This is a genomic window from Pontibacter actiniarum (assembly GCF_003585765.1).
In the GTDB taxonomy this organism is placed as follows: domain Bacteria; phylum Bacteroidota; class Bacteroidia; order Cytophagales; family Hymenobacteraceae; genus Pontibacter; species Pontibacter actiniarum.
The window spans coordinates 4,549,549-4,575,557 of the sequence record NZ_CP021235.1 but is presented as its reverse complement, the minus strand read 5'-3'; the positions used below and the strand labels follow the sequence as shown (position 1 = coordinate 4,575,557).

Annotated in this window: 26 protein-coding genes and 1 riboswitch; of the genes, 17 read left to right on the top strand and 9 right to left on the bottom strand. The window is 54.9% G+C overall.

Translation table 11 applies throughout. The annotated features are described in order from the left end of the window. Positions 1 to 189: 189 nt before the first annotated feature. The 3 genes from CA264_RS19875 to CA264_RS19865 all read left to right on the top strand — a co-directional run bounded on the left by CA264_RS19875 (position 190) and on the right by CA264_RS19865 (position 2,137). Positions 190 to 921 (top strand): ferritin-like domain-containing protein, encoded by a 732-nt coding sequence (locus tag CA264_RS19875; protein WP_025609152.1) that lies wholly within the window; start codon positions 190 to 192, stop codon positions 919 to 921. A gap of 18 nt (positions 922 to 939) precedes the next feature. After that, complete coding sequence (locus tag CA264_RS19870) at positions 940 to 1,743, top strand: ferritin-like domain-containing protein (RefSeq protein ID WP_025609151.1); 804 nt, start codon at positions 940 to 942, stop codon at positions 1,741 to 1,743. A 193-nt stretch (positions 1,744 to 1,936) separates the two neighbouring features. Then, positions 1,937 to 2,137 carry a hypothetical protein gene (locus tag CA264_RS19865; RefSeq protein WP_025609150.1) on the top strand — a complete coding sequence of 67 codons (201 nt, stop codon included), beginning with the start codon at positions 1,937 to 1,939 and terminating at the stop codon, positions 2,135 to 2,137. Between the two features lies 1 nt (position 2,138). Here CA264_RS19865 and queG read toward each other — a convergent pair whose 3' ends face one another. Beyond that, on the bottom strand, positions 2,139 to 3,080 hold the full coding sequence (gene queG / locus CA264_RS19860; protein WP_025609149.1) for a tRNA epoxyqueuosine(34) reductase QueG: 942 nt from the start codon (positions 3,078 to 3,080) through the stop codon (positions 2,139 to 2,141). A gap of 246 nt (positions 3,081 to 3,326) precedes the next feature. On the opposite strand from queG, the gene CA264_RS19855 reads away from it, so the two are divergent. Further along, complete coding sequence (locus CA264_RS19855; protein ID WP_025609148.1) at positions 3,327 to 4,289, top strand: hypothetical protein; 963 nt, start codon at positions 3,327 to 3,329, stop codon at positions 4,287 to 4,289. 110 nt (positions 4,290 to 4,399) lie between these two features. On the opposite strand, the gene ruvB is transcribed toward CA264_RS19855, so the two are convergent. Next, on the bottom strand, positions 4,400 to 5,443 hold the full coding sequence (gene ruvB, locus CA264_RS19850) for a Holliday junction branch migration DNA helicase RuvB (RefSeq protein WP_025609147.1): 1,044 nt from the start codon (positions 5,441 to 5,443) through the stop codon (positions 4,400 to 4,402). A gap of 214 nt (positions 5,444 to 5,657) precedes the next feature. Here ruvB and CA264_RS19845 point away from each other — a divergent pair, with 214 nt between their 5' ends. Then, positions 5,658 to 6,164 (top strand): phospholipase D-like domain-containing protein, encoded by a 507-nt coding sequence (locus tag CA264_RS19845; protein ID WP_025609145.1) that lies wholly within the window; start codon positions 5,658 to 5,660, stop codon positions 6,162 to 6,164. 269 nt (positions 6,165 to 6,433) lie between these two features. On the opposite strand, the gene CA264_RS19840 is transcribed toward CA264_RS19845, so the two are convergent. Both CA264_RS19840 and CA264_RS19835 read right to left on the bottom strand, forming a co-directional pair. After that, the gene (locus CA264_RS19840) at positions 6,434 to 7,612 is read right to left on the bottom strand and encodes an acyl-CoA dehydrogenase family protein (protein WP_025609144.1); all 1,179 of its coding nucleotides are present in this window, start codon (positions 7,610 to 7,612) and stop codon (positions 6,434 to 6,436) included. Positions 7,613 to 7,826: 214 nt separating this feature from the next. Then, positions 7,827 to 10,259: a TonB-dependent receptor gene (locus CA264_RS19835; RefSeq protein ID WP_025609143.1), complete on the bottom strand. Its 2,433-nt coding sequence runs from the start codon at positions 10,257 to 10,259 to the stop codon at positions 7,827 to 7,829. 61 nt (positions 10,260 to 10,320) lie between these two features. Then, positions 10,321 to 10,418: riboswitch (TPP riboswitch) on the bottom strand. 229 nt (positions 10,419 to 10,647) lie between these two features. On the opposite strand from CA264_RS19835, the gene CA264_RS19830 reads away from it, so the two are divergent. Next, a complete protein-coding gene (locus CA264_RS19830; RefSeq protein WP_025609142.1) occupies positions 10,648 to 10,896 on the top strand; it encodes a hypothetical protein in 249 nt (82 codons plus the stop codon). 87 nt (positions 10,897 to 10,983) lie between these two features. On the opposite strand, the gene CA264_RS19825 is transcribed toward CA264_RS19830, so the two are convergent. Together CA264_RS19825 and CA264_RS19820 are read right to left on the bottom strand one after the other, a co-directional pair. After that, positions 10,984 to 11,859 (bottom strand): aldose 1-epimerase family protein, encoded by an 876-nt coding sequence (locus CA264_RS19825; RefSeq protein WP_025609141.1) that lies wholly within the window; start codon positions 11,857 to 11,859, stop codon positions 10,984 to 10,986. Between the two features lie 10 nt (positions 11,860 to 11,869). Next, positions 11,870 to 12,394 (bottom strand): AAA family ATPase, encoded by a 525-nt coding sequence (locus CA264_RS19820; RefSeq protein ID WP_025609140.1) that lies wholly within the window; start codon positions 12,392 to 12,394, stop codon positions 11,870 to 11,872. Positions 12,395 to 12,613: 219 nt separating this feature from the next. On the opposite strand from CA264_RS19820, the gene CA264_RS19815 reads away from it, so the two are divergent. After that, positions 12,614 to 13,021 (top strand): hypothetical protein, encoded by a 408-nt coding sequence (locus CA264_RS19815; RefSeq protein ID WP_025609139.1) that lies wholly within the window; start codon positions 12,614 to 12,616, stop codon positions 13,019 to 13,021. A gap of 15 nt (positions 13,022 to 13,036) precedes the next feature. Here CA264_RS19815 and CA264_RS21985 read toward each other — a convergent pair whose 3' ends face one another. After that, positions 13,037 to 13,213 carry a hypothetical protein gene (locus tag CA264_RS21985; protein ID WP_162912099.1) on the bottom strand — a complete coding sequence of 59 codons (177 nt, stop codon included), beginning with the start codon at positions 13,211 to 13,213 and terminating at the stop codon, positions 13,037 to 13,039. A 220-nt stretch (positions 13,214 to 13,433) separates the two neighbouring features. Further along, the gene (pnuC, locus tag CA264_RS19810; protein WP_084196295.1) at positions 13,434 to 14,147 is read right to left on the bottom strand and encodes a nicotinamide riboside transporter PnuC; all 714 of its coding nucleotides are present in this window, start codon (positions 14,145 to 14,147) and stop codon (positions 13,434 to 13,436) included. 119 nt (positions 14,148 to 14,266) lie between these two features. Here pnuC and CA264_RS19805 point away from each other — a divergent pair, with 119 nt between their 5' ends. The 10 genes from CA264_RS19805 (at position 14,267) to CA264_RS19765 (ending at position 24,903) form a co-directional block, all read left to right on the top strand. After that, positions 14,267 to 14,584, top strand: a complete 318-nt coding sequence (locus CA264_RS19805; protein ID WP_025609137.1) for a rhodanese-like domain-containing protein — start codon at positions 14,267 to 14,269, stop codon at positions 14,582 to 14,584. Positions 14,585 to 14,846: 262 nt separating this feature from the next. Beyond that, entirely contained in the window at positions 14,847 to 16,316 is a 1,470-nt protein-coding gene (guaB, locus tag CA264_RS19800; RefSeq protein ID WP_025609136.1) for an IMP dehydrogenase, read from the top strand. Positions 16,317 to 16,608: 292 nt separating this feature from the next. Beyond that, positions 16,609 to 16,848 (top strand): hypothetical protein, encoded by a 240-nt coding sequence (locus tag CA264_RS22270; protein ID WP_237151146.1) that lies wholly within the window; start codon positions 16,609 to 16,611, stop codon positions 16,846 to 16,848. 21 nt (positions 16,849 to 16,869) lie between these two features. Next, positions 16,870 to 18,675 carry a GAF domain-containing SpoIIE family protein phosphatase gene (locus CA264_RS19795; protein WP_237151145.1) on the top strand — a complete coding sequence of 602 codons (1,806 nt, stop codon included), beginning with the start codon at positions 16,870 to 16,872 and terminating at the stop codon, positions 18,673 to 18,675. A gap of 20 nt (positions 18,676 to 18,695) precedes the next feature. Next, positions 18,696 to 19,034, top strand: coding sequence for an STAS domain-containing protein (locus CA264_RS19790; RefSeq protein WP_025609135.1), 339 nt, complete (start codon positions 18,696 to 18,698; stop codon positions 19,032 to 19,034). Next, a complete protein-coding gene (locus CA264_RS19785) occupies positions 19,027 to 19,437 on the top strand; it encodes an ATP-binding protein (protein WP_025609134.1) in 411 nt (136 codons plus the stop codon). The genes CA264_RS19790 and CA264_RS19785 overlap by 8 nt, the downstream gene beginning before the upstream one ends. A 164-nt stretch (positions 19,438 to 19,601) precedes the next feature. Then, positions 19,602 to 21,902, top strand: a complete 2,301-nt coding sequence (locus CA264_RS19780; RefSeq protein ID WP_025609133.1) for a peptidylprolyl isomerase — start codon at positions 19,602 to 19,604, stop codon at positions 21,900 to 21,902. Between the two features lie 101 nt (positions 21,903 to 22,003). Next, complete coding sequence (locus tag CA264_RS19775) at positions 22,004 to 23,368, top strand: peptidylprolyl isomerase (RefSeq protein WP_025609132.1); 1,365 nt, start codon at positions 22,004 to 22,006, stop codon at positions 23,366 to 23,368. 9 nt (positions 23,369 to 23,377) lie between these two features. Continuing rightward, positions 23,378 to 24,343: an AAA family ATPase gene (locus CA264_RS19770; protein ID WP_025609131.1), complete on the top strand. Its 966-nt coding sequence runs from the start codon at positions 23,378 to 23,380 to the stop codon at positions 24,341 to 24,343. Between the two features lie 131 nt (positions 24,344 to 24,474). Then, positions 24,475 to 24,903, top strand: coding sequence for a hypothetical protein (locus CA264_RS19765; RefSeq protein WP_025609130.1), 429 nt, complete (start codon positions 24,475 to 24,477; stop codon positions 24,901 to 24,903). 85 nt (positions 24,904 to 24,988) lie between these two features. Here CA264_RS19765 and CA264_RS19760 read toward each other — a convergent pair whose 3' ends face one another. Further along, positions 24,989 to 25,852, bottom strand: coding sequence for an SDR family NAD(P)-dependent oxidoreductase (locus tag CA264_RS19760; RefSeq protein ID WP_025609129.1), 864 nt, complete (start codon positions 25,850 to 25,852; stop codon positions 24,989 to 24,991). Positions 25,853 to 26,009 lie beyond the last annotated feature (157 nt).

Sequence of the window (26,009 nt, the reverse complement as noted above, 5' to 3'; positions counted from 1 at the left end):
ACAGACAAACGGATAGAAGCTTTGGCGGCTGCGGAGAACCATTTTTTTACAGCTCAGTACAAATCCGGCCGCAAATGGCCCCCGTAGGTTATGAAACTTTGCAGGGCAACAGGCAGGTTTCCAGGCGATACCGCTCTCCAGAACAAGTTCTGCAAAGTCAGCAATCTATCAACATAAAAAAGTAAAATTATGAGTAAAGAAACTAAACCTGTTGAAAACGAGGAGGGCCTGGGCAAGCACCTGCAGCTCCCCATGCAGCGCCGCACCTTTTTCCGCTACGCCTCCGCCTCTGCCGCCGCGGCCACCATACTGCTGACCACCGCCTGCGATGACGACGATGACGATGACATGACGCCGCCGCCTGTCGGTGCGGTTAACCTGGGCTCGGGGGACGTCGGGGTCCTGAACTATGCCTATGCTTTGGAACAACTGGAAGCGGCTTTCTATACCATGGTGGTGGCTGAGGCCGGCAACGCCCTTACCTCCGATGAGATGAACGTGATGATGGACCTGAAGGCGCACGAGGTAGCGCACCGCGAGCTGTTTAAGGCAGCCCTGGGCTCCAACGCCATTCCGGCCCTGGAGGTGGATTTCAGCAGTGTAAACTTCAACGACAAGAGCAGCATCCTGCAGACGGCCAAGACATTCGAAAACCTGGGGGTGGCCGCCTACAACGGCGCAGGCAAGCTGCTCACAGACACCGGCGTTGGCCTGGACTATCTGCTGCTTGCGGGTAAAATTGTGTCGGTAGAGGCGCGCCATGCCGCCGCCATCGATGATTTGATCGCCGGCAACGGCCGTTTCGGCGAGGAGTTTATCGACGAGGACGGATTGGACCGCGCCATGATGCCAAGCGCTGTGCTGGCCGCTGCCGCACCGTTTATCACCACAGAAATCGACTTTAGCAATTTACCCCAATAAGCAACAGGAGGACCAGACATGAATATATTTAAGATCATCAAAGACATTGAGAAAGTAGACCCGGAAGTATACGACCGCCTCGCCTCTCGCCGCGCCGCCATGAGCGGCTTTGGAAGCTTCGGCAAAAAAGTAGCCCTGGCGGCTGTGCCGCTGGCCATGGGCAGCATGTTTAAGAAAGCCTACGGCCAGTCCACCAACAGCATTGTGGATATCCTGAACTACGCCCTCACACTGGAGTACCTGGAGTATAACTTCTACGAGCAGGCGCTAGCCGCGACCGCCCTTAACCTGGGCGATAACAGGGAGTTCTTTATGGAGGTGCGCGATAACGAGCTGGCCCACGTCAACTTCCTGAAGTCGGCGATTACGAGCCTGGGAGGCACTCCGATAGACGCACCTACCTTTGATTTTTCTGCAGGAGGCGCGTTTCCGACCTGGAACTCCGACGCGCAGGTGTTTCTCACGCTGTCGCAGGCTTTTGAGGATACCGGTGTGCGCGCCTACAAAGGGCAGGCGGCAAACCTTGCCGGCAACCCCGCTATACTGACGGCCGCCCTGCAGATACACTCCGTGGAGGCACGCCATGCAGCCATTGTGCGCCGAATCCGCGGGCTGAAGGGCTGGATAACCGGCGGTCCGGAGGGTGAGATGGTACCAGCACCGGCAGAACCAGTTTACCAGGGCGAAGACCAGACGGTGCAGGCCGGGGTAAACGTGCCGCAGGTGTCAAATGTGGCGCCAGAGCAGGTAACCGAAGCCTTTGACGAGCCACTGAGCATGGCTATCGTTAATGACATTGCCGAGCTTTTTATTGTGAAATAGCACCCGCAACAGCCTTTCCAAGCAAAAGGGGCCGCCGTAGAGCAGCCCCTTTTGCTTTATTTCTACAATGAAAATCAAGACTTTAACTAATATCCAATATAATTATAACGCTTTACCAGCACCTTTTCCCTTCTCTTCCGTATTATTAACAGTACCCGTGTTAGGAAACAAACTACTACTTTCTATTACCAAAATGTTGGAATACGTTAAAACCATTCTGTTGAAGGTGAGCTTCGACAAGATGTTGTTTGAAAAAGAGCTGAGAAAAGCATTTAAAGTTTTAGGGCAGGAAGAAATACAGCAGCTAAAGCAATGGTGCTACGACCAATTCTCAGGCATGTACCTGCTCATCCTGAACAAGGTATTTTCGAAATCTGCGAGTGTAATTGCCTAGCCTACTTATCTGAATCTTCCTGAACAAAGCGGATGTTGCGCACCAGGCCATTGTAGCCCGTGCGCTTTACGGCTGACTTCTTGAACAGCTGTGAAAACACTTCGTGCGTCAGCTCCTGCCAGTCGCTGGTTTTAAGCGTTTTTAGCTCCGGGTGCGGCGCAAACGCTGGTTCGCTGTGCGGCTTGCTGAAGCGGTTCCAGGGGCACACGTCCTGGCAGATGTCGCAGCCGAAGACCCAGTTGCCGAACTTGCCGTTCATCTCGCTTGGCAGTTGGTCTTTTAGCTCAATGGTGAAGTAGGAGATGCACTTGCTGCCGTCTACCACATAAGGCTCGGTGATGGCGCCGGTCGGGCAGGCATCCAGGCAACGGGTGCAGGAGCCGCAGTAGTCTTTTATGGGCCCGTCGTATTCCAGGTCCAGGTCTATGATCAGCTCGGCTATAAAGTAGAAGCTGCCCACCTGCGGCGTGATCAGGTTGGAGCTTTTGCCCACCCAGCCCAAGCCGCTCTTCTTCGCCCAAGCCTTATCCATTACCGGGGCAGAGTCTACGAAGCAGCGGCCGCCTACCTCCCCTATCTCCTCGTTTATGTAGCTCAGCAGCGTCTTCAGCTTATCCTTTATCACAAAGTGGTAGTCGGTGCCGTAGGCGTACTTGGAGACCTTATAGGTATCCTCTTCCTGCTGCTGGTCGTCTTTGGCAGGGTAATAGTTGAGCAGCAGCGACACCACCGACTTGGCGCCGTCCACCAGCAGGCGCGGGTCCAGGCGCTTATCGAAGTGGTTCTCCATGTAGCGCATCTGCCCGTGCATGTTCTGGTTAAGCCAACGCTCCAGGCGCGGTGCCTCCTCCTCCAGAAACTCTGCCTTAGACACACCGCAGTACATGAAGCCCAGCTCCTTCGCCTTTTGCTTGATCAGGTATGTATACTTCTCTTTGCTCAATTTATACTTGGTGCCGCTTTATACTTTGGCGGCTATACTTTCAGAAGAACAAAGTTAGGGAGAAAAAGGTCCGTTAAGTTAAGGATGACGATAAGTAATTGTGTTACTGCCTATTTCTCTGTTGATTAAAAGTTCTATCAATACAATTAATTCATATATTCACATATAATATACTTTTTCTTTTTTATACTTTAGATCATAAGATTAAGGAAATACAAAAGCCTGCTCTATTCTTCATTAACTACTATGGGACATCCTCTGATAAATAAACTTGAACTTCATTACTTCTTTATTGATGAATCTCATACTATGGATGCTTTCATTCGGAACAAGTGTGAGCATGAAATACTTTTAATTATCAAAGAGGTATCTGATGTTCTAGACATTAAGATTTCAGTTGAAGCAGAGCCATATGAAGAGGGTAGTCTAAAGAACAAATACTTCCTCAAGATAAAAAACCATTGGCTTACGCCAATGGTCCTATCTGTAATCACTCCTTTATTGGTTCACTACCTCACAGAAGATGCAGAACAAAAAGAGTTATCTAAACAACTTACTGAATTGCAAATTCATGAAGCACGATTAAATATCAAGGTGTTAGAACAACAGCTTAATGAGAGCAACAGAAACCAAAATACAATTAACGCAGATTCTGTAGTGGCTGCCCTAGATAGAAATCTAAAAATCACCAGACATAAATCTAACTTTTATAAAACTTTAGAAAGTTATCCTAAAATAACAAAGCTAGAAATCAGCAGGATAAATAGTGAAAATCAGCCCATAGGAAAACCCCTAGCAATTTTAAGAGAGGACTTCGGAAATTACATTATAGAATCGGATAAGTTACCTCCAATTGTAGATGCGGAAGCAGACATTGAAATTGTTTCACCTGTATTGAAGAGAGGTATATTTAAGTGGAAGGGCATATACAAGGGGGAAACAATTGATTTCTTTATGAATCATGAGGAGTTCAAGGAAGATGTGTTTCGAAAGGGGATATCTTTTAAAAATGGGAGTAGAATTTCGTGCGTTCTAGAGACGCGTAGAAAGCTCTCGGAATTTGGAGAAATACAAGTAACATCCTTTGCTGTAACAGAGGTACATATAGCTTATGATGGAGTAACTACAATTGAAACGAGCAAGGGAAGAGAGAATAGAAATAAGAAGGAAGCAGAAAAACGTCAGCTTGCTTTATTTAGCGCACATTAGCTAGTTTTGTTTATAATATTTGCATTATTCTCATCTGCATATTCAATGTATACACAAAAAAGGCAGACCACACGATCTGCCTTTTTTTTACTTTATCACAAACAGCTTATTTACTCCGGTTGGTTGAACAAGCCGCCAGCAGCAATCTCCTGCGGCGGAATTTTGCCCAGGTGCCTGTAGGCAAGCTCCGTTGCCTCGCGGCCTCGCGCCGTGCGCTTGATATAGCCTTCCTGGATCAGGAACGGCTCGTATACTTCCTCAATTGTTTCCGACTCCTCTCCGCAGGCTGTGGCAATGGTCGTGATCCCCACCGGGCCACCTTTAAACTTGTCGATGATGGTCATCAGGATGCGGTTGTCCATATCGTCGAGGCCGTTGTGGTCCACGTCCAGCGCGTTGAGGGCAAACTTAGCGATATCCACAGTTATCGTACCGTCGCCCTTTACCTGTGCGAAGTCGCGGGTACGGCGCAGCAGGTTGTTGGCGATACGGGGCGTACCGCGGCTACGGCGGGCAATCTCGAAGGCGGCATCCTCATGAATAGGAGCGCCCAGCAGCGCAGAAGAACGCTTTACGATAGAGCGCAGCAGTTCGGCGTCGTAGTACTCCAGCCGGGAGTTAATGCTGAAACGGGCACGCAAAGGAGCCGTCAGCAAGCCGGAGCGCGTGGTGGCCCCGATCAGCGTAAACGGGTTCAGGCTGATCTGCACGGAACGGGCATTCGGGCCGGAATCGAGCATGATGTCGATCTTGTAGTCCTCCATGGCCGAGTACAGGTACTCCTCCACAATCGGGTTCAGGCGGTGAATCTCGTCTATAAACAGGACGTCGTTCGTCTCCAGGTTGGTGAGCAGGCCTGCCAGGTCGCTTGGCTTGTCCAGCACCGGGCCGGAGGTCATCTTAATGCCTGCATCCAGCTCCGAGGCGATGATGTGCGAGAGCGTGGTTTTACCCAGGCCCGGAGGCCCGTGCAGCAGCACGTGGTCCAGCGCCTCGCCGCGGCGTTTGGCCGCCTGCACAAATATCTTCAGGTTCTCCACCACCTTGTCCTGCCCCGTAAAGTCGCGGAAGCTGAGCGGGCGGAGTGCCTTGTCTATGTCGCGTTCGGCCGGCGTCATGTACTCGTTTTCGCCGGTGAGATAATCTTCTCTCATAAGTATAATCTTCTACAAAAAATGAGCTTTCGCTGCTCCTAAAGGTAACAGTTTCGGCGGTGCTTTCGCTCCATTTCAGCCTACGAATTTACGCAATTTTGCTAATTATTTTATAGTTACCCACCACAAATCTAACATCATTAGCAATCGCTAAACTGCTAATTTGCAAATTGCGGAAGCTGTAGTACCTTAACGACGAGCCAACAGCACACATATGCAGCCGCAGCAGCCAAAGATCACCAGCCATGCCTTCTTCAGCCCCGGCGACGATTGCCTCAACGCCATTGTTGAAAGTATGGACGGGGCCGGGAAGAGTATAAAGATCTGCGTGTTCACGATCAGCGACAACCGCATTACGGAGGCTATTATCCGCGCCTACAAACGTGGGGTAAGTATAAAGATCATCACCGACAACAACAAGCTCCACGACACCGGCTCAGACATCCGGGAGCTGGCTGCGCGTGGCCTGGAGGTGCGGATAGACAAAACACGCAGCCACATGCACCACAAGTTCGCTGTTTTTGACGAGGCGCGTGTGCTGACCGGCAGCTACAACTGGACCCGCAGCGCAGCCATGCACAACCACGAGAACATCCTTATCACCGACAACCTCAGCATTGTGCAGGACTACAGCCGCGAGTTTGACAGGCTCTGGGGAAGCATGATGACGTACAGCCCCGGCGGCAGGCGCAGCGGAACCGGCTGGGAGGAAGAGGAGTAGCCGGGGCTTTCCTAAACCTCCTCCAGCTTCTGCTGCAGCTCATAGCTTGGCGCAAGCGTCCGCTGGTGCCGCAGATAACTACTCCTACAGTATAGCAGTGGCAAAGAAACAGTGCCTGCAGGCAGAATACCTAAAGGTGCTGTTTTCTAAAGGCACTCCCTAGAGCTACACAAACCGCGAGGTCTACGTAAACAACAAAGGCAGCCACTCCCGCGGCTGCCTTTGCTATACTTTATACTTTGTGTAGCCACTCGAATTACGAGCAATGATTACTTAAACGCCGAAATACCGGTAATATCCGCACCCGTAATGAGCAGGTGGATGTCGTGCGTGCCCTCATAGGTGATCACCGACTCCAGGTTCATCATATGGCGCATGATCGGGTATTCGCCCGTAATGCCCATACCGCCGTGGATCTGGCGTGCCTCGCGGGCAATGTGCAGGGCCATGTCCACGTTGTTGCGCTTAGCCATGGATATTTGCTGCGTGGTGGCTTTGCCCTCGTTCATGAGCGAACCCAGGCGCCAGGCCAGCAGCTGTGCCTTTGTAATCTCGGTGAGCATCTCAGCCAGTTTCTTCTGCGTGAGCTGGAAAGCCCCGATCGGCTTGTCGAACTGAATACGTTCCATGCTGTACTTTCTGGCTGACTCGTAGCAGTCGATGGCCGCACCGATGGCACCCCACGAAATACCGTAACGAGCCGAGTCTAAACAACCGAGCGGGCCGCGCAGGCCTTCTACGTTTGGCAGCAGGTTCTCTTTCGGCACCTTCACGTTATCGAACACCAGCTCGCCGGTGCAGCTGGCGCGCAGGCTCCACTTGTTGTGGATCTCCGGCGTGGAGAAGCCCTCCATGCCGCGCTCCACGATCAGGCCTTTGATGCGGCCTTCCTCGTTCTTGGCCCACACCACCGCCACCTGGCACTCCGGGGAGTTGGAAATCCACATCTTGGCGCCGTTGAGCAGGTAGTGGTCGCCCATGTCCTTGATGTTGGTGACCATGCCGCCCGGGTTAGAACCATGGTCCGGCTCTGTGAGGCCGAAGCAGCCCAGCCACTCGCCGCTCGCCAGCTTGGGCAGGTACTTTTTGCGCTGCTCCTCCGAACCATACTTGTAGATCGGGTACATCACCAGCGACCCCTGCACCGAGGCCGTAGAGCGCATGCCGGAATCGCCGCGCTCAATCTCCTGCATAATAATGCCGTAGCTGATGTAATCGAGGCCACCGCCGCCGTACTCCGTCGGAATGGTCGGGCCGAAGGCGCCTACATCGCCGAACTTTTTCACGATCTCGGAAGGGAAATGAGCATCCTGCGCCCACTGCTCAATATTCGGGGAGATCTCGCGCTTCACGAAGTCGCGCATGGTCTGGCGGATCAGTAGGTGTTCTTCTGTTAGCAGATCATCGATGTTATAATAATCAGGAGCTCCTGATGATTCGTAGGCCATAGTTCTGTTTTAAGGGTTTGAGAAAGGGTATTACGCAAAGTTAAAATTTTCGGCAAAATCACCATGTTTTAACTTAAAGATTAAAGCGACTGCAGCACTGAACGGCGCCCCCTGTGCCTCTACGCACAAAACCCTCTGGTGCGGGAGGTACCAAAGCCAAAAGCCCCGCCGGGCGGCAGGGCTTTTGGCTTATCGGTTTAACAGGAATTCGCCGTTAGAACTTCACGCCCACCGTGAGCATGTAGTTGCGCGTGGCCTGCGGATAGTAATAGTTGTAATCGTAGCGGGTGGCATCGCCGGCATAGCGCTCGCTGAACGTGTAGCCATTGGCCTCATACTCCGCGTTGAACAGGTTGCTCACCAGCAGCGCCACCTCCAGCTCTTTCAGGAAGGACGGGCGCAGCGTGTAACGCAGGCGCAGGTCCGCCACCTGGTAGCCGTCCAGCTTACGGGCGGCCGAGCCCGTGTTGTCCAGGTACTGCTCGCTCACCGTCTTGTAAAGGAAGGCGGCTTTAAAGCCCCTCAGCGGCTGCACCTCCAGCTTGTGCGCCGACACCACGGCGGGAGAAAAGGAGATATCCGTTTCACTGTAGTTTGTCTCCACAATGTCCTCCACGTTGTAATCGGCATCATACACATACAGGTAATCGGTGTAGTTCTTCACCTTGTTCCGGCTGAAGGTCACGTTGCTGCTCAGCTCCACCAGCTCGCCCAGGTTCAGCATTGCGGCCAGCTCTACGCCGGCGCGGTAGCTGTCTTTAATGTTGGTGCGGAGCGGGGAGCCTACATCGTTCAGCTGCCCTGTCTGCACCAGCTGGTTGTCGTAGTCCATGTGGTAGAAGTTGGCATCGAGGGTGTAGCGGGCGCGCTGGCCAAGTATAGCCGGGCTGGTGCCTCGCAGGCGGTACCCGACCTCCAGGTTGTAGAGCGCCTCCGCTTCAGGCCGTACGCCGTTCTGCTGGTCGGCCAGTGTCTGGTCTGTAAAGTCGGAGCGCACCGGCTCACGGTGGCCCACGGCGTAGGACGCGTACACTGTCTGGCCGCCCGCCACCTCGTAGGTAATCCCCGCTTTCGGGTTGAGGAACTGGAAATCCACCTGTTGGGTAACGTCGCGGCGGTCATCATCCTCGCCCTCAATCTCATAGTTGATGGTGCGGTACTGCAGGTCCCCGAACACGCCCAGACGCTCCGTAAGCTGGTAGTTAGCCTTCCCAAAGATGTTAAAGTCGGTTTTAACGGCGTTGTTGAAGTAGTAGCGCTGCCCCAGCTCGCTGTCGGAGGCGAAGCGGGCCCAGATAACCTCGCCGTAATGGTCGCCGTCATACTTGTTCCAGGCACCGCCCAGCGTCGCGTTCAGCTTACCGTTTTCGGTGAAGTAGTTTAAGGCATAGGTCGCGCCGTAGAAGTAGTTATCCAGCCACTTCTGGCGGATGAGGTCCGAGCGCTTGATGCTGGTGTCGCCCAACACGACCGGAGAGATGCCGTACTTCGACAGCTTCTGGTCATACTTGTACTGCTCGTAGTAGCCGCGGCCGCGGGTAAAGTGGAAGGCACCGCCCAGGTTCAGGCGCGGCAGCAGGTCTTTGGAGTAGTGCAGCTGGTAGTGGTCCTGCTGGTAATTGTCTGTTTCGTTCTCGTAGGTGAGGCCGTTGTAGGTCCTGTCGGTTTCCAGCTTATCCTCCGGCACCCCGTCCCAGGCCTGGTAGGTCTTTTCCTTGCCCGAGAAGGTCACAAACTTCAGCATGCCTGTTTTGCCGTGGTAGCCGGCAGAGAGGTAGTACGACTTCAGGTCGGAGAAAGCACGGTCTATGTACCCGTCTGAGGAGACTTTGGACAAGCGCCCGTCCACCGTAAACCTGTCGTTGATGAGCCCGGAGCCGAAGGAGACGGAGTGGCGCCAGGTATCGAAGGAGCCGTAGCCGTTCACCGCCTCCGCATACGCCTCCCGGTTAACCCCGATGGTGCGCACGTTCAGGCTTGCCCCGAAGGCACCGGCCCCGTTGGTGGAGGTACCCACCCCGCGCTGCACCTGTATATCCTGAATGGAGGAGGCCAGGTCGGGCATGTTCACGAAAAAGGCCCCGTGGCTCTCGGCATCGTTGATCGGGATGCCGTTTACGGTTACGTTGATGCGGGTGATGTCGGAGCCGCGGATGCGGATGCCGGTGTAGCCCACGCCTGCGCCCGCGTCAGAATTTACCACCACCGACGGTGTTTGCTCCAGCAGGTAGGGCAGGTCCTGCCCGAAGTTGCGCTCTGCGATCTCGGCTTTGCTGACGTTGGTAAAGGTAGTGCCCGTTTTGGCGTTCGCGCGCGTGGCCGACACCACCACTTCGCCGGTCTGCAGGGCCTGCTGCCGCAGGGTAAAGTCCACCCGCTCGTCCTGCTGCAGCGTTACCTGCCGCACCTCCGGCTCATAGCCCAGGTAGCTTACTTTTAAAGTGTAGTCGCCCGCTGGCAGGCTCTGGAACTCGTAATAGCCGCTCGGCCCGGTAGCAACGCCTGTGCCTGTGCGCTCCAGCACCACGCTGGCTCCTGCCAGCGCATCGCCCTTGGCAACGTCCGACACACGCCCGCTCAGTTTAAACTGGGCAAGCAGCTGCAGTGGCAGTAGCATCACCGCCAGTGCAATCAATACTATCTTCATTAGATTGTGAAATGATAATAGATGAAACATACAGACATGCCAGGGGCTAGCAGCCTGCTTTAAATGTTTCCCGTACCGTTCCCTTCGCCGGCATTACCCGGATCAGGTTCAATGGGTATGATCTCAGCCCGTTATCATAAGGCACCCCTAAGTACCGGCAAAGGTAACCGACTTTATCTACTAAACAAAAGCAGGATAAATTATACCCCGCCAAACCATAACACAACCCCGCCAACGGCCTGTTAATTTTTGCCGCTGGTGGATAACCACTTAGCCAAAAAGTACGTTGTAAAACATACTAAGGCGCTATAATCCTTGCCATTACTGACGGAGGGTTTTCGCCGTGCAGAAAGAACAGCAGAAGTTGAATTATTAAAAGAGAACCACAATGATGATAAGCATATTATACACTGTAGCCTTGTTAACTATACTGGCATACTATGCCTTTGCCCCGCGCACCAGATTTAACCGCCCACCCTCCACTGACAACGACGACGACGGTGGGGAACCTTTGGGAGACGACCTGCCGGACCTGGATTTGCCGCCAGGGATTTCGCTGCCCATAAACGACTATGAACCGAAGTATGACATCCGAAAGATAAAGGTCCCGAAGTTTCCGGAGCCTTCCCTGCACTAGTGCCTCTTTAGGCCGCTGCAAAAAAGAACCCCGGCCATACTTTGCTTGTATAGCCGGGGTTCTTTGCCTGTGTACCTGTGGGGCGCGCTACAGCACTGCAATGCTAAAGGTGCGGGCAAACGTCTGGCCCGGGGCCAGCTTGTTTATCCCCTCCTTCTCTGTAAGGTCACCGCTCTCCCCCACACGGCCGGCAATGCCGCACCAGGGCTCGATGCAAACGTAGCGCGGCTGCTCGGGCTTCGCCCAAATGCCCAAGTACGGGAAGCCCTCGAACTCCATTTCTATGCGGCGGGCGTTCCGGGAGCTGCCCAGCACCACCCTCTCCGACTGCAGGTTTTTTAGGACTATAGCGTCTTTGTAGAAGTAGTGGCGGTGCAGCGGCAGCGTGTTTCCCTGCTCCAGCACCGGTTCCGTCTGGCCGTTCTGCAGGCCGTCGCTGCTCACCAGTTGGCGCTGCAGTGTCTCCTCCTTTTCGAAGCCGATAAAGTAGTCCTCGTACTGCTCGCCGGGGTAAAGCGGCACGTTAAAGCCGGGGTGCCCGCCAACCGAGAAGTACAGCGCCTGCTCCGCCGTATTGGTTACGTGGTAGGTAACCGACAGCTTGTTCCCCTCCAAAGTATAGGCGATCAGGAAACGAAACGCAAACGGGTACTGCTGCAGGGTCTCCTCATCCTCGGTCAGCTCAAACACGAGCTTGTCGTGGTGCTCCTCCACCAGCTTAAACTCCTTGCGGCGGGCAAAGCCGTGGCGTTTCATGTGGTAGGTTTTGCCTTCGAAGGTATACTGCTGCTGCGGCAGCTCCCCTACTATGGGGAAAAGGTTGGGCGCGTGGCCCGCCCACACCTCTGGGTCTGCCTGCCAGATGAGCTCCAGGTTTTCGTCTTTCTTGATAAAATGGCGCAGCTCGGCGCCCAGCGTATCGACGCCCGCTTTATAGTTTTCGTTCTCGAGGAAGTATAGCATGCTCTGGTAGTTAAGGTTGATGTTTGGAAAGGAGCGCCTCCACGTGCTGCTTGGCAAGCTGCAGGCGCTCCTGCTGCTGCCCGTGTATCTCCACGAACGGCACGCCCAGCGCCTCCAGCTCCCGCTTGTACCACTCATAGAAGAAGCGGCGCAGGTGCGGGTGCTCGCGCTGCGGATCAGGCTCCCACGGCAAATCAACGCCCATCAGCAGGCAAAGGTTGTAGTCCTGAGCCTGTAATTGCTGCAGTATCCAGGCCGGGCAGTGGCCAAAGGCATGCTCGCTCCAGATCTTGAGCACCAGCATATCGGTATCGGCAAAAAGAACCTTGTTTGCCTGTGGCTGCAGTTCCCGCTCCAGGGCCAGCTGCCCCCGCGCAATGGCTTCTATGTCCTCCAAAGTATAGTCGCGGCCCAGGTTGCCTACGTAGCTGCGGGCATACTCCGGCACCCACACGGTATTGTAACGCTCGGCCAGCTGTGCCGCCATCGTGGACTTGCCTGTGGACTCCGGGCCGGTAATGGCGATTTTAATCATGATTGTGAAAGCTGGTTTAGTGTTGCCAGCGCCCAAAGATAACCATACTTGCCACAGTATCTGGCGCATTGTTTGCTACTGCTCTGGCAGGCTACCGCAGGGCTGGGCCCGGCATGAAAGTTTTGGCCTGATCCGGAGAAAAAGCTGCATTTTGTCATTGTTTTTTTGCTTATTTTAGCTACTTAACAGAAGGCCATTTTCCCCTCAACACCCTATACCATGAAGAAAGAGCTGCGAAACAACCAAGATGAAGTATACTTCACCCTTGAGGTGGACAAGCTAAGCGGCTGGCTTCGTGGCTGCTGGTACGGCTCCACCACAACCGAGCAGGTGAAGCTCGGCAGCCTGCTGTATGTGGAGGGCCTGCAGCGAAGCCCGTACTCAAAGATTTTAAACGATACCCGCTACTCCAGCTGCTCTTTTCTGGATGCAAACGAGTGGATGGAGCGGGTGTGCATGCCCCCCGCTGTACAGGCAGGGCTTACCTGTTTGGTACACCTGATACCGGAGAATATAGAAAGTACGCTGTCGGTGGAGGACTTTTGCAGACGTGCGCGCGACAACTTCAGAACATTGGTTATCGATTGCGAGAATGAGGCGATAGAATGGCTAAAAGGCTGCCGGTAGGGCAGCCTTTTAGGTTTAGTTCTCAGAGAAGCTGTAGTCGTAAAAATTGTAAACCTCTACAATTTTAGGCTTTGGCTCTCCGTATTGTCTCAGAAAAACAAATTTGGGGCTCTCGTCCGGAGACTCGTACCCCCATTTCATCCGATTCTCAAATTTTAGTTCATCGGGCAATTCTAGTTTGCGTTGTTTCATGTGCTGCAGCGTTAGTGGTTTAACAAACTACGTCCTAGCGGGGTCGCAGCAAAACTCGATACCTATACTTACGCTGTACAGCCTCCCATAGACTTTAACTCCTGAAAGATAAAGTATAACTATGGAGTTACTCTCCGCTTTACCACAGATTTGTGGTTCTAAAACAGAACAAACCCATACACAACAACCACATTTACAACATGTTATAGCACACCTACTCCTACGCCGGCTCCGACACCCTGGCCTTGCGCAGCTCCACCTTTCGCTTCCACTCCACCAGTCCGGCAAAGGCCATGGCCAGCAGCACCACATAAAACACGGAGGTAAACACCAGGCCCTTCACGAAGTAGAGCGGAACGGAGGCCACGTTGGTGGCGATCCACCAGTACCAGCTCTCCACCTTCTTTTTGGCCATGAGCCACATGCCGGTATAGGCAGTCGCGCTGGCAAACGCATCGGCCCACGGGATAACGCCGTCGTAAAAAGCGCTCTTCAGGTAAGAAAGGGCAAAAAAGATGACAGCGTAGAGCACGGCAAAAAACGCGAGTTGCTGCCCCCACTGCTTCCGGCTTGAGAAAGAGATGTGCAGCACATACTCCTCCTGCTGGTTCTTTCTGGCCCACAGCACCCAGCCGTACACGCTCAGCACACTGTAGTAAACGTTCACGCTCGCCTCCCCGATCAGGTGGTGCTTAAAACTAAGGTAAACGTAGATCACGGTACTGATAAGGCCGATGGGGAAAACCAGGATGTGCTCCTTTCTGGAGTACCACACGCTCACGATACCGGCCACCACGGCAATGTACTCCAGCAGCGAGGTCTGCTGCATGCCAACCAGGAACTGCTGCCACAGCTGCGCGGCGCTCCCGTTTACTGCTGCCAGGAGGAGCGCCTCCGCAGGCAGGCCCACATGTAAACTTTGCCAAACTTCCATTGCTGCAATTTACGCCTCTACAATGCGCATGAAAACAAAAGCTTGATTAATTTTGAAGAGCAAGCGCAACCTATGTCTTTTTAGGCCGCTAAAACTATACCTGCGTTACCCCGATACCCATGGATGAGATTACAGCACTGGAGCTGAAGGAGAGACTGGCCCGCAGCAGCCGCATGCAACTGGTGGATGTGCGCGAGCCGGAGGAGTTTGAGATCTGCAACCTTGGCGGGGAACTCATCCCCTTGGGGGAGCTGTCCAGGCAGTCGGCGCGCATCCGCCGCGACATCCCCGTAGTGATCATCTGCCACCACGGCTTCCGCAGCGCGCAGGCGATCAACTACCTCACACAGCGGCTCGGCTACGAGAACCTCCTCAACCTGAAGGGCGGCATCCACGCCTGGGCCACACAGGTAGACCCGGGCATGGCCACGTATTAAGCGGCCCTCCCCTGGGCCTGGGCTACAGCCGTACTACCGAACTGCAGCCTGCCACAGCGGCTGACTACAGGGCTTATACTTGCCGGGCCGGACAGCCCCGCCCCCTGAACCCGAAAGGCGACTGCCGCTGCCCTCCCCTGCATAAGCCCGCACCGGCGCCACGGCAAGTCCGTCTTAAAAAAATTACTGACCTGTTTGCATTATTATCCGCGTAAGTTTCTGTAACTTTACGCGGCAAATAATAACCCCTAATTTATTTGCCATGCTCTCCGATCAGTCTAAGATTTTATTTGAGGCACTGACTTACGACGACGTGCTGCTGCTCCCGGCTTACTCCGAGGTGCTCCCTCACCAAACCGACACTTCCTCTCAACTTACACGCAACATTCGCATCAACATTCCACTTGTTTCGGCTGCCATGGACACCGTTACGGAAGCTGATCTGGCTATTGCGATGGCACAGGAAGGCGGTATCGGCATTATTCACAAAAACATGTCGATCAAGAAACAGGCTGGACAGGTACGCAAGGTTAAGCGCTCCGAGAGCGGTATGATCCTGGACCCGATCACCCTGAACGAAAACGCGACCCTGGGCGATGCGGTGCAGATCATGACCGAGAACAAGATCGGCGGCATTCCTATTGTGAACGATGAAGGCAGACTCACCGGCATTATCACCAACCGTGACCTGCGCTTCCAGAAAGACCTCACACAGCCGGTCTCTGCCATCATGACGAGCCAAAACCTGATCACGGCCCAAAAAGGCACCGACCTGGCCAAGGCGGAAGACATCCTGCAGGAGTATAAAATCGAGAAACTGCCGGTTGTGGACGAGAACGGGAAACTGGCCGGCCTCATCACCTATAAAGATATCCTGAAGAAGAAAGACCGCCCCTTTGCCTGCAAAGATGAGTTTGGCCGCCTGCGCGTGGGCGCTGCCGTGGGTGTGACCCCGGACGTGCTGGACCGCGTGAAGGCCCTCGTGGAGGCTGGCGTGGACGTTATCAGCGTAGACACCGCCCACGGGCACTCCAAAGGCGTACTGGATGCTGTCCGCAGAATCAAGGACACCTTCCCGGATGTAGACCTGATCGCAGGAAACGTGGCCACCGCCGAGGGCGCGAAAGCACTGGCCGATGCCGGTGCCGATGCGGTAAAGGTTGGTGTTGGCCCGGGCAGTATCTGCACGACCCGCGTAATTGCCGGCATTGGCGTGCCGCAGCTCTCTGCCGTAATGGAAGCGGCAAGAGGCCTGGAGGGCACAGGCGTTCCGGTAATCGCCGACGGTGGCATCAAGTTCTCCGGCGACGTGGTGAAGGCTTTGGCTGGCGGCGCCAGCACTGTGATGATCGGCTCCTTGCTGGCCGGCACAGAAGAGGCCCCAGGCGAGATGCTGATCTACGAAGGCCGCAAGTATAAAACCTACCGCGGCATGGGCTCTGTAGAGGCGATGGAGGAAGGCTCCAAAGACCGTTACTTCCAGGGAGACGAAAAAGACTCCAAGAAACTGGTGCCAGAGGGGATCGTGGGACGCGTTGCCTACAAAGGCCTGGTGAACGAGGTGATCTACCAACTGGCTGGTGGCCTGCGTGCGGGCATGGGCTACTGCGGCACCCCTACCATCAACGCCCTGTGGGACGCCAAGATGGTGAAGATCAGCGGCGCCGGCCTGCGCGAAAGCCACCCGCACGACGTACAGATCATGCGCGAGGCACCGAACTACAGCCGCTAAGGCAGCATATATTAAAATATCAGTATACTTACAGCAGCCAATGTTTACACATTGGCTGCTTTTATTTTGCCTTCTGGGGCCAGCAGGCCCTGTCGCGGCCGAAAACCGGCCTCGGGTGCTGCACAGCCTAGGTTAACCTACACGACTATATTTACGTTATGCAAGTTGATTTTCTCAAACAGGACACGGCACCTTGGCCAAAGAGCAGAAATTTTTAGTACCTTTCACTTTAATACCGGTCAAGGAAGCACCTATTCAGTCGCAGCCAAAAACAAAGACGGATATCCGTTTTATGCTATACAAAACCAACGCAAAATCTTTACTGGTAACCTCTGCAATCGTTAGCTGGCTATTACTGCTCGCTTACGTGCTGCTTACGGCTGAGCGGTCCCTGGCGGGCACCGGCCTACCGGGCTTTGCGTTTCCGTTTCTGAGCAACCTGCTGACCGTGGTCTTTATCGTGTCGGTGTTTCTGTTTCAGCGCATGCACACCGAGACCCTCAAGGGCATCGACTTCATCGGCTATCTCTGAAACCTGTTTTCGAAGGCCGGGGTGGCCGCCTACCTGAGCGTGGCGCTTTACCTGGGCTACCGGGTGTACAACAACTACTCTGAAGAAAGCTCCGTTTTCCTGCTGCACCTGGTTTACCAGGTAAACTTCGGGCTGCTGGTGCTGTTCCTCTCCAAGGCCTTCTACATCTGGCGGCAGCTGCTGCTTTACCACAAGAACAAGTTCCTGCAGATTGCCTGGGACTGGTTCGAGCTGCTGCTGGCGGCTACGTTGCTGCTCACCATCTTTAACTTTAACTACACCAGCTACATCTTCCTGCCGCTGCTGGCACTGATGGGGTTTTACATTCTCTTCCTGTGCACCAACATGAAGTGGGTGGCCTACCTCACCTTCAACAACAAGAGCCGCTCACTGGTGCTGCTGGGGGCTATCCTGCTTAGCTGCTACATCTTTTTCCGCTTCTTCAAGAACACGGCCAACAGCCCCAACCTTGTCATCGACTACTCCGATGTGGGCTTCCTGCTGCTGGCCATGCTGTTTGTCAGCCTTTACACGCTGGCGGCCTTCCTTGTCTCCCTGTTCAGCCTGCCCACGTCGGGGGTTTTCGAGCAGAAGAGCGAGGACCTGCTTAACTTTCAGCGGCTAAGCCAGTCCATCCAGCAGGGGCAGAGCGAGGCGCAGGTGTACGACATGCTGTTTGAAAGCACCATCAAGGCGTCCGACGCCAACGCCGCCTGGTTCGAGCTGATCCGCAACGGGGAGCCGCAGATCTCGCACCTGCTCAACATCGATGCGCCCCAGACCACGCGCATCAGGCACCTGCTGCTGGCCTACAACATCCAGAACATCGATTACATCAACAATAACCTGAGCCGCAACCCCGGCTTCCGGGAGCTGGCGCTGCCCTGGAAATCCATGGCCATACTTCCGATCAAGTCAACCAAGCACCTGTCGGGCATTTTATACCTGCTCAAGGATATAGAGGGCGGTTTTGACCGGGAGACGGTGAACGTGCTGCGCACCTTTACCAGCCAGACCATGCTGACCATAGAAAACCTGCGCTTGATAAACGAATCGCTGCAGAACGAGCGTTATAAGGAGGAGCTCAAGATTGCCACGCAGGTACAGGAAAGCCTGATTCCCAAAACCTTTCCCACCGACAGCTGGTTTGAGATCAGCACACACGCCGTGGCGGCCAAAGAGGTGGGCGGTGATTTCTACGACTTCCTGCAGCTGAGCGAGTCGCGCATCGCCATCATTATCGGCGACGTGTCGGGCAAAGGGATTTCGGCGGCTTTCCACATGGCGCAGATGAAGGGCATCTTCCACGGGCTGATGCAGCAGGACATGCCGCCGAGCGAGTTTATGAAGCAGGCCAACAGCGCGCTGAGCCGCTGCCTGGAGCGAACCTCTTTCATAACTTCTGCGCTGTACATCATTGATTACCGGATGAAAGGCTTTATGTTTGCCCGCGCCGGCCACTGCCACACGTTGTACTATAACTCTATGATGGATGACGTGTTCTACTTTCAGACAGAGGGGCTGGGGCTGGGCATTATCCGCGACAAGAACTACGCCAACCACATCCGGGAGATGTACTATGACTACAACCCGGAGGATGTGATGGTGATATACACCGACGGCATTGTGGAGGCCCGCAACAAAGCCAACGAAGAGTACGGGGAGGACAGGCTGCTGTACATGCTCAAGCAAACCTACCACCTGGAGGCCGAGGACATTAAGTGGGCCATTATAAATGACCTGGAGGACTTCACCGGCCCGGGCAACCTCTACGATGACCAGACCCTGATGGTGATAAAGTTCAAACCCGCTCAACCTAAGAAATGATAAAGCCGTAAAGTATGCCGATGAAAATAACACAAGAAATCAAAGACAGCACCGTCATCATGACCCTGGACGGTGAATTGGACGCAAGTTCTTCCGTATTGCTGGACGAGGAGTTATCGGACCCGGAGATCATGAAGTACAGCAAGATTCTGGTGGACTGCCAGAACCTGCACTACATTTCTTCCGCGGGCCTTGGTGTGTTTATCTCGCACCTGCAGCGCTTCGAGGACGCCCAGATCAAGCTTATCTTCTACAACATGCAGGATAAGGTGCGCAACGTGTTTGAGATCCTGGGGCTCGACCTGCTGATGACCATCGTGTCTGATTACGAGGAAGCAAGGACCATTGCAAATGAATAACTCCATTCGGGTAAATTGTACTAAAAAAAACCTGAAGCTGATACGGGACTTCGTGACGGAGTATCTGAGGGCGCTCGCGCTGTCGGATATCCTCATGAACCAGATCGTGCTGGCTGTGGATGAGATATGCGCCAACCTCATTATCCACGCCAACCACGAGGACCCGAAAAAGTACATCACCCTGACGGTGCACCAACTAAAGGGGCAAGTTAAGTTCGAGATCGCCGACAACGGCCTGGCCTTTGAGCGTGCCAACTACAAAGAACCCAACATTCAGGAGCACATCCGCATGGGCAAGAAGGGCGGCGTGGGCATCGCGCTCGTGAACCGCATCATGGATAAGGTGGAGTTCGTTTCCAACGGCTCCCAGAACATCTGCCTCCTCTATAAAAAAATCAACTAAGGCCGCTGCATACTTTGGCTGCGCATTCACCGTTATCCGGGAACAAAAGCCGGTGCAATTGTATTATGGTGATAGTTTTTGACTTATCTGTCAGAAATTTTAACTAAAATTGCATACCCTGATCCCGGATCAGCGAAAGAAATAGTTTTGCTCTAATTTAACTTATGCGCAGCAACCAACTACTTGTAGCGGTAGCCGCCCTGGCCATTGCCGGCTGCACCGCCACCAAGAAGAACGACAGTAAAGAACCCGCAATCGCTACGCTTGGCTCCCAACCTATTCCTATCTCCGAGTTCCGCTACGTGTACGAGAAGAACAACAGCGGAAACGAGGATGCCTATACCCGCCAAAGCCTAAGCGATTACCTGGACCTGTACACCAACTTCAAGCTTAAAGTGCTGGAGGCCGAGAAACGCGGCCTGGATACCACCACGGCTTTTCAGCGCGAGCTGGAGGGCTACAAGGAGCAGCTGGCGCAGCCTTACCTGACAGAGAAGAGCGTGACAGACCAGCTGGTGAAGGAGGCGTATGAGCGGATGAAGCAGGAGGTGAACGCCTCGCACATCCTGGTCTCGGTGGCCTCGGACGCCACTCCGGAAGATACCCTGGCGGCCTACAACCGCGTGATGGAGCTGCGCCAACGCGCGCAGAAAGGCGAAGACTTCGGCAAGCTGGCACAGGAGCACTCGCAGGACCCTTCCGCCGCCGACAACCAGGGCAACCTGGGCTACTTTACGGCGCTGCAGATGGTGTACCCCTTCGAGGACGCCGCCTATAAAACAGCCGTAGGCCAGCTCTCGATGCCGGTGCGCACCCGCTTCGGCTATCACCTGATAAAAGTAAACGACAAGCGCGATGCGCGCGGGGAGGCCAAAGTGGCCCATATCATGGTGCGCTCCAAGCCAGACGCTCCGGCCGCTGACTCGCTGGCCGCCAAGCAGCGCGTGGACGCCATCTACCGCCGCGTGCAGAAAGGCGAAGACTGGGGCAGGCTGGCGACGGAGTTCTCAGAAGACGCCAACTCCGCCAGCAACGGCGGCGAGCTGCCGTGGTTCGGAACCGGCCGCATGATCCCGTCCTTCGAGGAAGCGGCCTTTGGCCTGCAGAAGCCCGGGGAGGTGTCGAAACCGGTTTACACGCCTTACGGCTGGCACATTGTAAAGCTGATAGAGAAGCGCAGCCTGCCGCCGTACGAGGAGATGGAGCAGTACCTGCGGAACAAGATCGCGAAAGACTCGCGCTCAGAGCTGAATAAAACCGCTTTCCTGAAGCGCATCAAACAGGAGAACAACTTTACAGAGAACACAGAGGCAAAAGCCGCTGCACTGGCAACGGCCACTGATGAGCTGCTGCAGGGCAAGTGGAGCTACAGCGCCGAAGACAAGGCCCTGAAGCAAACGCTTTTCACCATCCAGGGCAAGCCATACACTGTCGCTGATTTCTATACTTATGTACAGGAGCAGCAGCGCCCGCGCAGCACCGGCACCGCCACCCATGCCATGGGCCTGCTCTACGACAGCTTCGTGGACCAGATGCTATTTGAGTACGAGAAGAACAACCTGGCTAACAAGTATACCGATTACCGCATGCTGGTGCAGGAGTACCACGACGGCATTCTGCTCTTCCAGTTGATGGATGAGAAGGTGTGGTCGAAGGCTGTGGAGGACTCGGTGGGCCTGCGCAACTTCTTTAACCAGAACCGCGACAAGTATAAGTGGGGCGAGCGCGCCGACGCCATCGTGATCAGCGCCGCCAACAAAGAACTGCTGCAGCAGGCACAGCAACAGCTGGAGCAGCGCCGCTACCCCGTTACGTTCTCCAAGCTAACCGATATGCTGTTTGCCCAGAATAAGGCAGAGCTAAGCGCAGAGGGCAAAGCAGCGCTGCGTGAGATCGCGCAGATGCTGCAGAACAACGAGAGCCTGACGCTGGATGTAAACGGCCACACCGATGCACGCGAAAGCGCCAAGCTGGCTGACGCCCGCGCCGCCGCCGCTGTAGCCTACCTGCAGGAGCAGGGCGTGCCGGCAGCGCAGCTTAGCAGCAACAGCTACGGCAAGGGCAGGCAGGCAGGCCCCGACAACACAGAGACTGGCCGCCGCCGCAACCGCCGTGTTTCCTTCACGCTTTACACATCCGAGCTGGCCGCCCTGGCGGATAACCTGAACAAGAAAAACCCGCTGGCTGTGCAGATCACGGAGAAGAAGTTCCAGCGCGGCGAGAACAAGGCCCTGGATGCCGTAGACTGGAAAGCAGGCAGCTACACAATGCAGCAGAACGGCCGTGAGTACCTCATCATTGTTAAAGATGTGCTGGAGCCGGGCTACAAGGAGCTGGACGAAGTGCGCGGCCTGGCCATTTCCGACTACCAGAACTACCTGGAGGAGCAGTGGGTACAGGAGCTGCGCACGAAGTATCCGGTAGAGATCCGGGAAAGCGAGGTAGAGAAGCTGGTACAGAAATAGCCGGAGGCTGGTACCGTTTTTGCTCCGCCCTTCGGGTATTATCAGAATAAAGAAGTAAATTGTGCGTTGACTTTCAGCGTAAGTATAAAATAATCACAACATTGAAAAAGATACATCGTTTTGCCACCTCGGCCTTTGCGGCAGTTTGCCTCATCGTATGTTCTGCCACGGCTTTTGCCCAGGCACCGGTGCAGCGCCAGGTGGACGGCATTATAGCGAAGGTAGACAACAACGTAATTTTGCGCTCTGACCTGGAGTTTGGCTACCTGCAGTACCTGGCGCAGTCGAAGCAGCAGCCAAGCGAAGACCTGAAATGCCAGATCTTCACCTCGCTGCTGCAGGACAAGCTGCTGCTGGCCCGCGCCGAAATTGACTCGGTAACGGTGGAAAGCGGCATGGTGAACAGCCAGCTGGACCAGCGCATCCAGTACCTGGCCGGCCAGGTAGGAGGCACTGAGCGCCTGGAGCAGTACTACAACAAAAGCCTGAAGCAACTGAAGGACGAGCTGCGCAAAACCGTGCGCGAGCAGCTGGTGATGGAGAAAATGCAACGCACCATCACCGAGAAGGTAACTGTAACGCCGAAGGAGATCAAGAAGTACTTCAACGCCATCCCGAAAGACAGCCTGCCTTACTTCTCTACCGAGGTGGAGATCGGCCAGATTGTGAAGTTTGCGGAGATAGGCCGTGAGCAGAAACAGGAGGCACGCCAGAAACTGGAGGACCTGCGCAAGCGTATACTTGCCGGTGAAGATTTCGCGGCCCTGGCACGCCAGTACTCTCAGGACCCGGGCTCTGCCCAGTCTGGCGGGGAGCTTGGCTTCTTTAAGAAGAAAGAGCTGGTGCCAGAGTACGAGGCGGCCGCCCTGCGCCTGGAGCCGGGAGGCATCTCCAACGTGATCGAATCGCAGTACGGCTTCCATATTATCCAGCTGATTGAGCGCCGTGGGCAGGAGTTTAACACGCGCCACATCCTCATTAAGCCGGCCACGGCCACTGTAGACGTTGCCGCTGCCGCAGAGGAGCTTCTCAAAGTGCGCGAGATGATCCAGAGCGACAGCCTTACGTTTGCACAGGCCGCCAAAGAGCACTCTGACGAGAAAGACACCAAGGATAACGGCGGTATGCTGACCAGCCGCGCCACCGGCACCACCTACATCCCGATGGACCAGGTAGACCCGGCGATCTTCTTTGTGATTGACACCATGCAGGTAGGCGAAGTGTCCGAGCCTGTAGCCTTTACAACGCCCGACGGCAAGGAGGCCTCGCGCATTATCTACCTCAAGTCGAAGACAAGGCCGCACCAGGCGAACCTGACCGATGACTACCAGAAGATTGCCAATGCCGCACTGGCCCAGAAACGCAGCAAGGCTGTGAACGAGTGGTTCAAGAAGAACATCGGCACCGTATACATCGAAATTGACCCGGAGTACGAGGATTGTGGCGGACTCCAGCAACTAATGTAATAAGCTAATATGACGCAGTTCACCTCTGACAAAGAAGCAGCAGACGCCCTGTACCGCTCCTACCGCGAGCTCACCGATGAGATATCAAAAGTAATTGTAGGGCAGGAGGAGGTCGTGAGGCTGGTTCTCACAGCTGTTTTTTGTCAGGGGCACTGCCTGTTGGTGGGGGTGCCGGGGCTAGCCAAAACGCTCCTCATCCAAACCATCGCCTCCACGCTCGACATGAGCTTTAACCGGGTACAGTTCACGCCCGACCTCATGCCCTCTGACATCGTAGGCGCCGAGACGCTGGACAAGGACCGTAACTTCCGCTTCGTGACAGGTCCCATCTTCGCCAACATCGTGTTGGCAGACGAGATCAACCGCACGCCGCCCAAAACGCAGGCAGCCCTGCTGGAAGCCATGCAGGAGCATGCCGTAACGGTAGCCGGCCGCAAGTATGACCTGCCCAAGCCTTTCTTCGTGCTGGCCACCCAAAACCCCATTGAGCAGGAAGGTACCTACCCCCTGCCGGAGGCCCAGCTGGACCGCTTCATGTTTAACATTACGCTGGGCTACCCGAGCTATGAGTCGGAGCTGCAGATCGTAAAGAACACCACCGGTGCCAAGGTAAGCCAGCTCCGCAAAATCCTGCATGCCGACGATATACTTGCCTTCCAGCAACTGGTGCGCCGCGTGCCGGTAACAGACAATGTGGTGGAGTATGCCGTGCAGCTGGTGCATAAAACACGCCCCAACATGCCGATGGCCTCTAAGCAGGCCAACCAGTTTCTGGAGTGGGGCGCCGGCCCAAGAGCTTCGCAGCACCTGATTATAGGGGCCAAGTGCAACGCCATCCTCAATGGCAAGTACAGCCCGGATATCGAGGACGTGCAGGCTGTTGCCATGCCGATCCTGCGCCACCGCATTGTGCGCAACTTTAAAGCCGAGGCAGAGGGCGTTACCGAAGAGCAGCTTATCGGGGAGCTCATGTAGCAGAGCGGCTGCTGGCAGCCTCCTTCCTTAAGATGAGGCACGGCTATTTACCCGTAAAACATGTTAGCATTCCACCCAAATTGGTGTAATTTTGCACCTGCATTATTTTTCCAACATTACCTGATAAAGATATGGAAGCGGCTGCTTTATTCTTTCGCTTTAAAGATAACCTGGCGACTGTAGCCGGTGCGCTGAACAGCAAGCTGGAGGTTCGCTCAATGCCCTACAACACTTCTATTCCACTGGAAATAGACCTGCTGGCAGACGTCCTGCGCCTGCACGGCCTTGACTTTACATCGCCTACCCCGGGCACTGCCCGCCTGTTTGACTTCCAGCAGTGGTACGCCCAGAACGAGGCCCAGGTAAACGAGGTGATGCACCGGGTGCTGGACGACAAGAAGGCCTACATGAAAACAGCGACCGGCACCGTGCTTCAGAAAGAAATGCTGTACCGCCGCCTAGAGTACTTCAAGGAGGCGGCCCACACCCTGGAGGTTATGATGATCCAGCAGCAGCTCCACAGCCCGAAACATTTCAGCTATCCGTTCCTGAACGCCTAGCACTGCTATATAAAAACAGCAAAGCCGCTGCCCTTCTAAAAAGGCAGCGGCTTTGCTGTTTCTGGCGCTCTCACATCAGCCCAGATTACTTCCGTACAGAAGTATGGCTGTCTTTGGAGTGCTTCAGCTTTAGCTCCCCGTCCGGCTGCTGCTTCATGCTTTCGGCGGCCTGGTCACCGGCCGGCCCTTTAGCGATCAGCGTGCCGCCATCCACAGGGAACACAGCGCCCGTAACATACGAAGCCTCGTCCGAGGCCAGGAACAGGTACACGTTGGCCACCTCCTCTGGTGTGCCTCTGCGCCCCATCAGCGTGCCTTTGGTTACCATCTGCTCCATCTGGCTGTCCATGGGCCCTGTCTCCTTGTGCGTCCAGCCTGTGTCGATCGGGCCGGGGGCCACAATGTTGCAGCGTACGCCCTTCTGGGCCTGCTCGGCCGCCAGCCCTTTGGTAAAGGCGTGGTTAAAGCCTTTGGTGGCACCGTAAGGCGCATTCTGCGCAATGCCCAGTATACCGGACTCAGAGCCAGCCGTCACGATGTTCCCCTTTGTCTTCTGCAGCTCCGGAAGCGCCGCCTTGCTCATGGCAAACACTGTCTTGTTGTTGTTCTTCAGCAGGTAGTCGAAGGCTTCCTCTGAGTAGTCGGAGAGCATGTTTGTTTCCGGGAAGGTGCCGGCGTTGTTGATCAGAATATCCAGCTTGCCGTACTGCTTTACGGCAAGCGAGACGCAGCTCTCGGCGTTGGCCAGCACAGAAAGGTCCGCGTTGAACGGAATAGCCGTACCGCCCTCCTCCTGAATCTCCTTCACGACATCCTCTACCGGGTCCTCCGGCAGACCGGCCACTACTACTTTGGCCCCCTCTTTGGCGAACTTTTTACTGATGGCCTCGCCTATACCAGAGCCACCGCCTGTTACGATGGCTACTTTTCCTTCAAGTCTGTTTCCCATTTGCTTTCACGTTTTTTGTTTGTAAAATCACTCTTACTTGTAACGACAAACCTGGCAGGCAGTTGGCAAAAGTATGAGTTTGGCCAAAGGCAACACGTTTTACCGCGGTTAACGTACGACTGAACAGAGGCGGCTGCCTTTGGCATTCTATATCTTG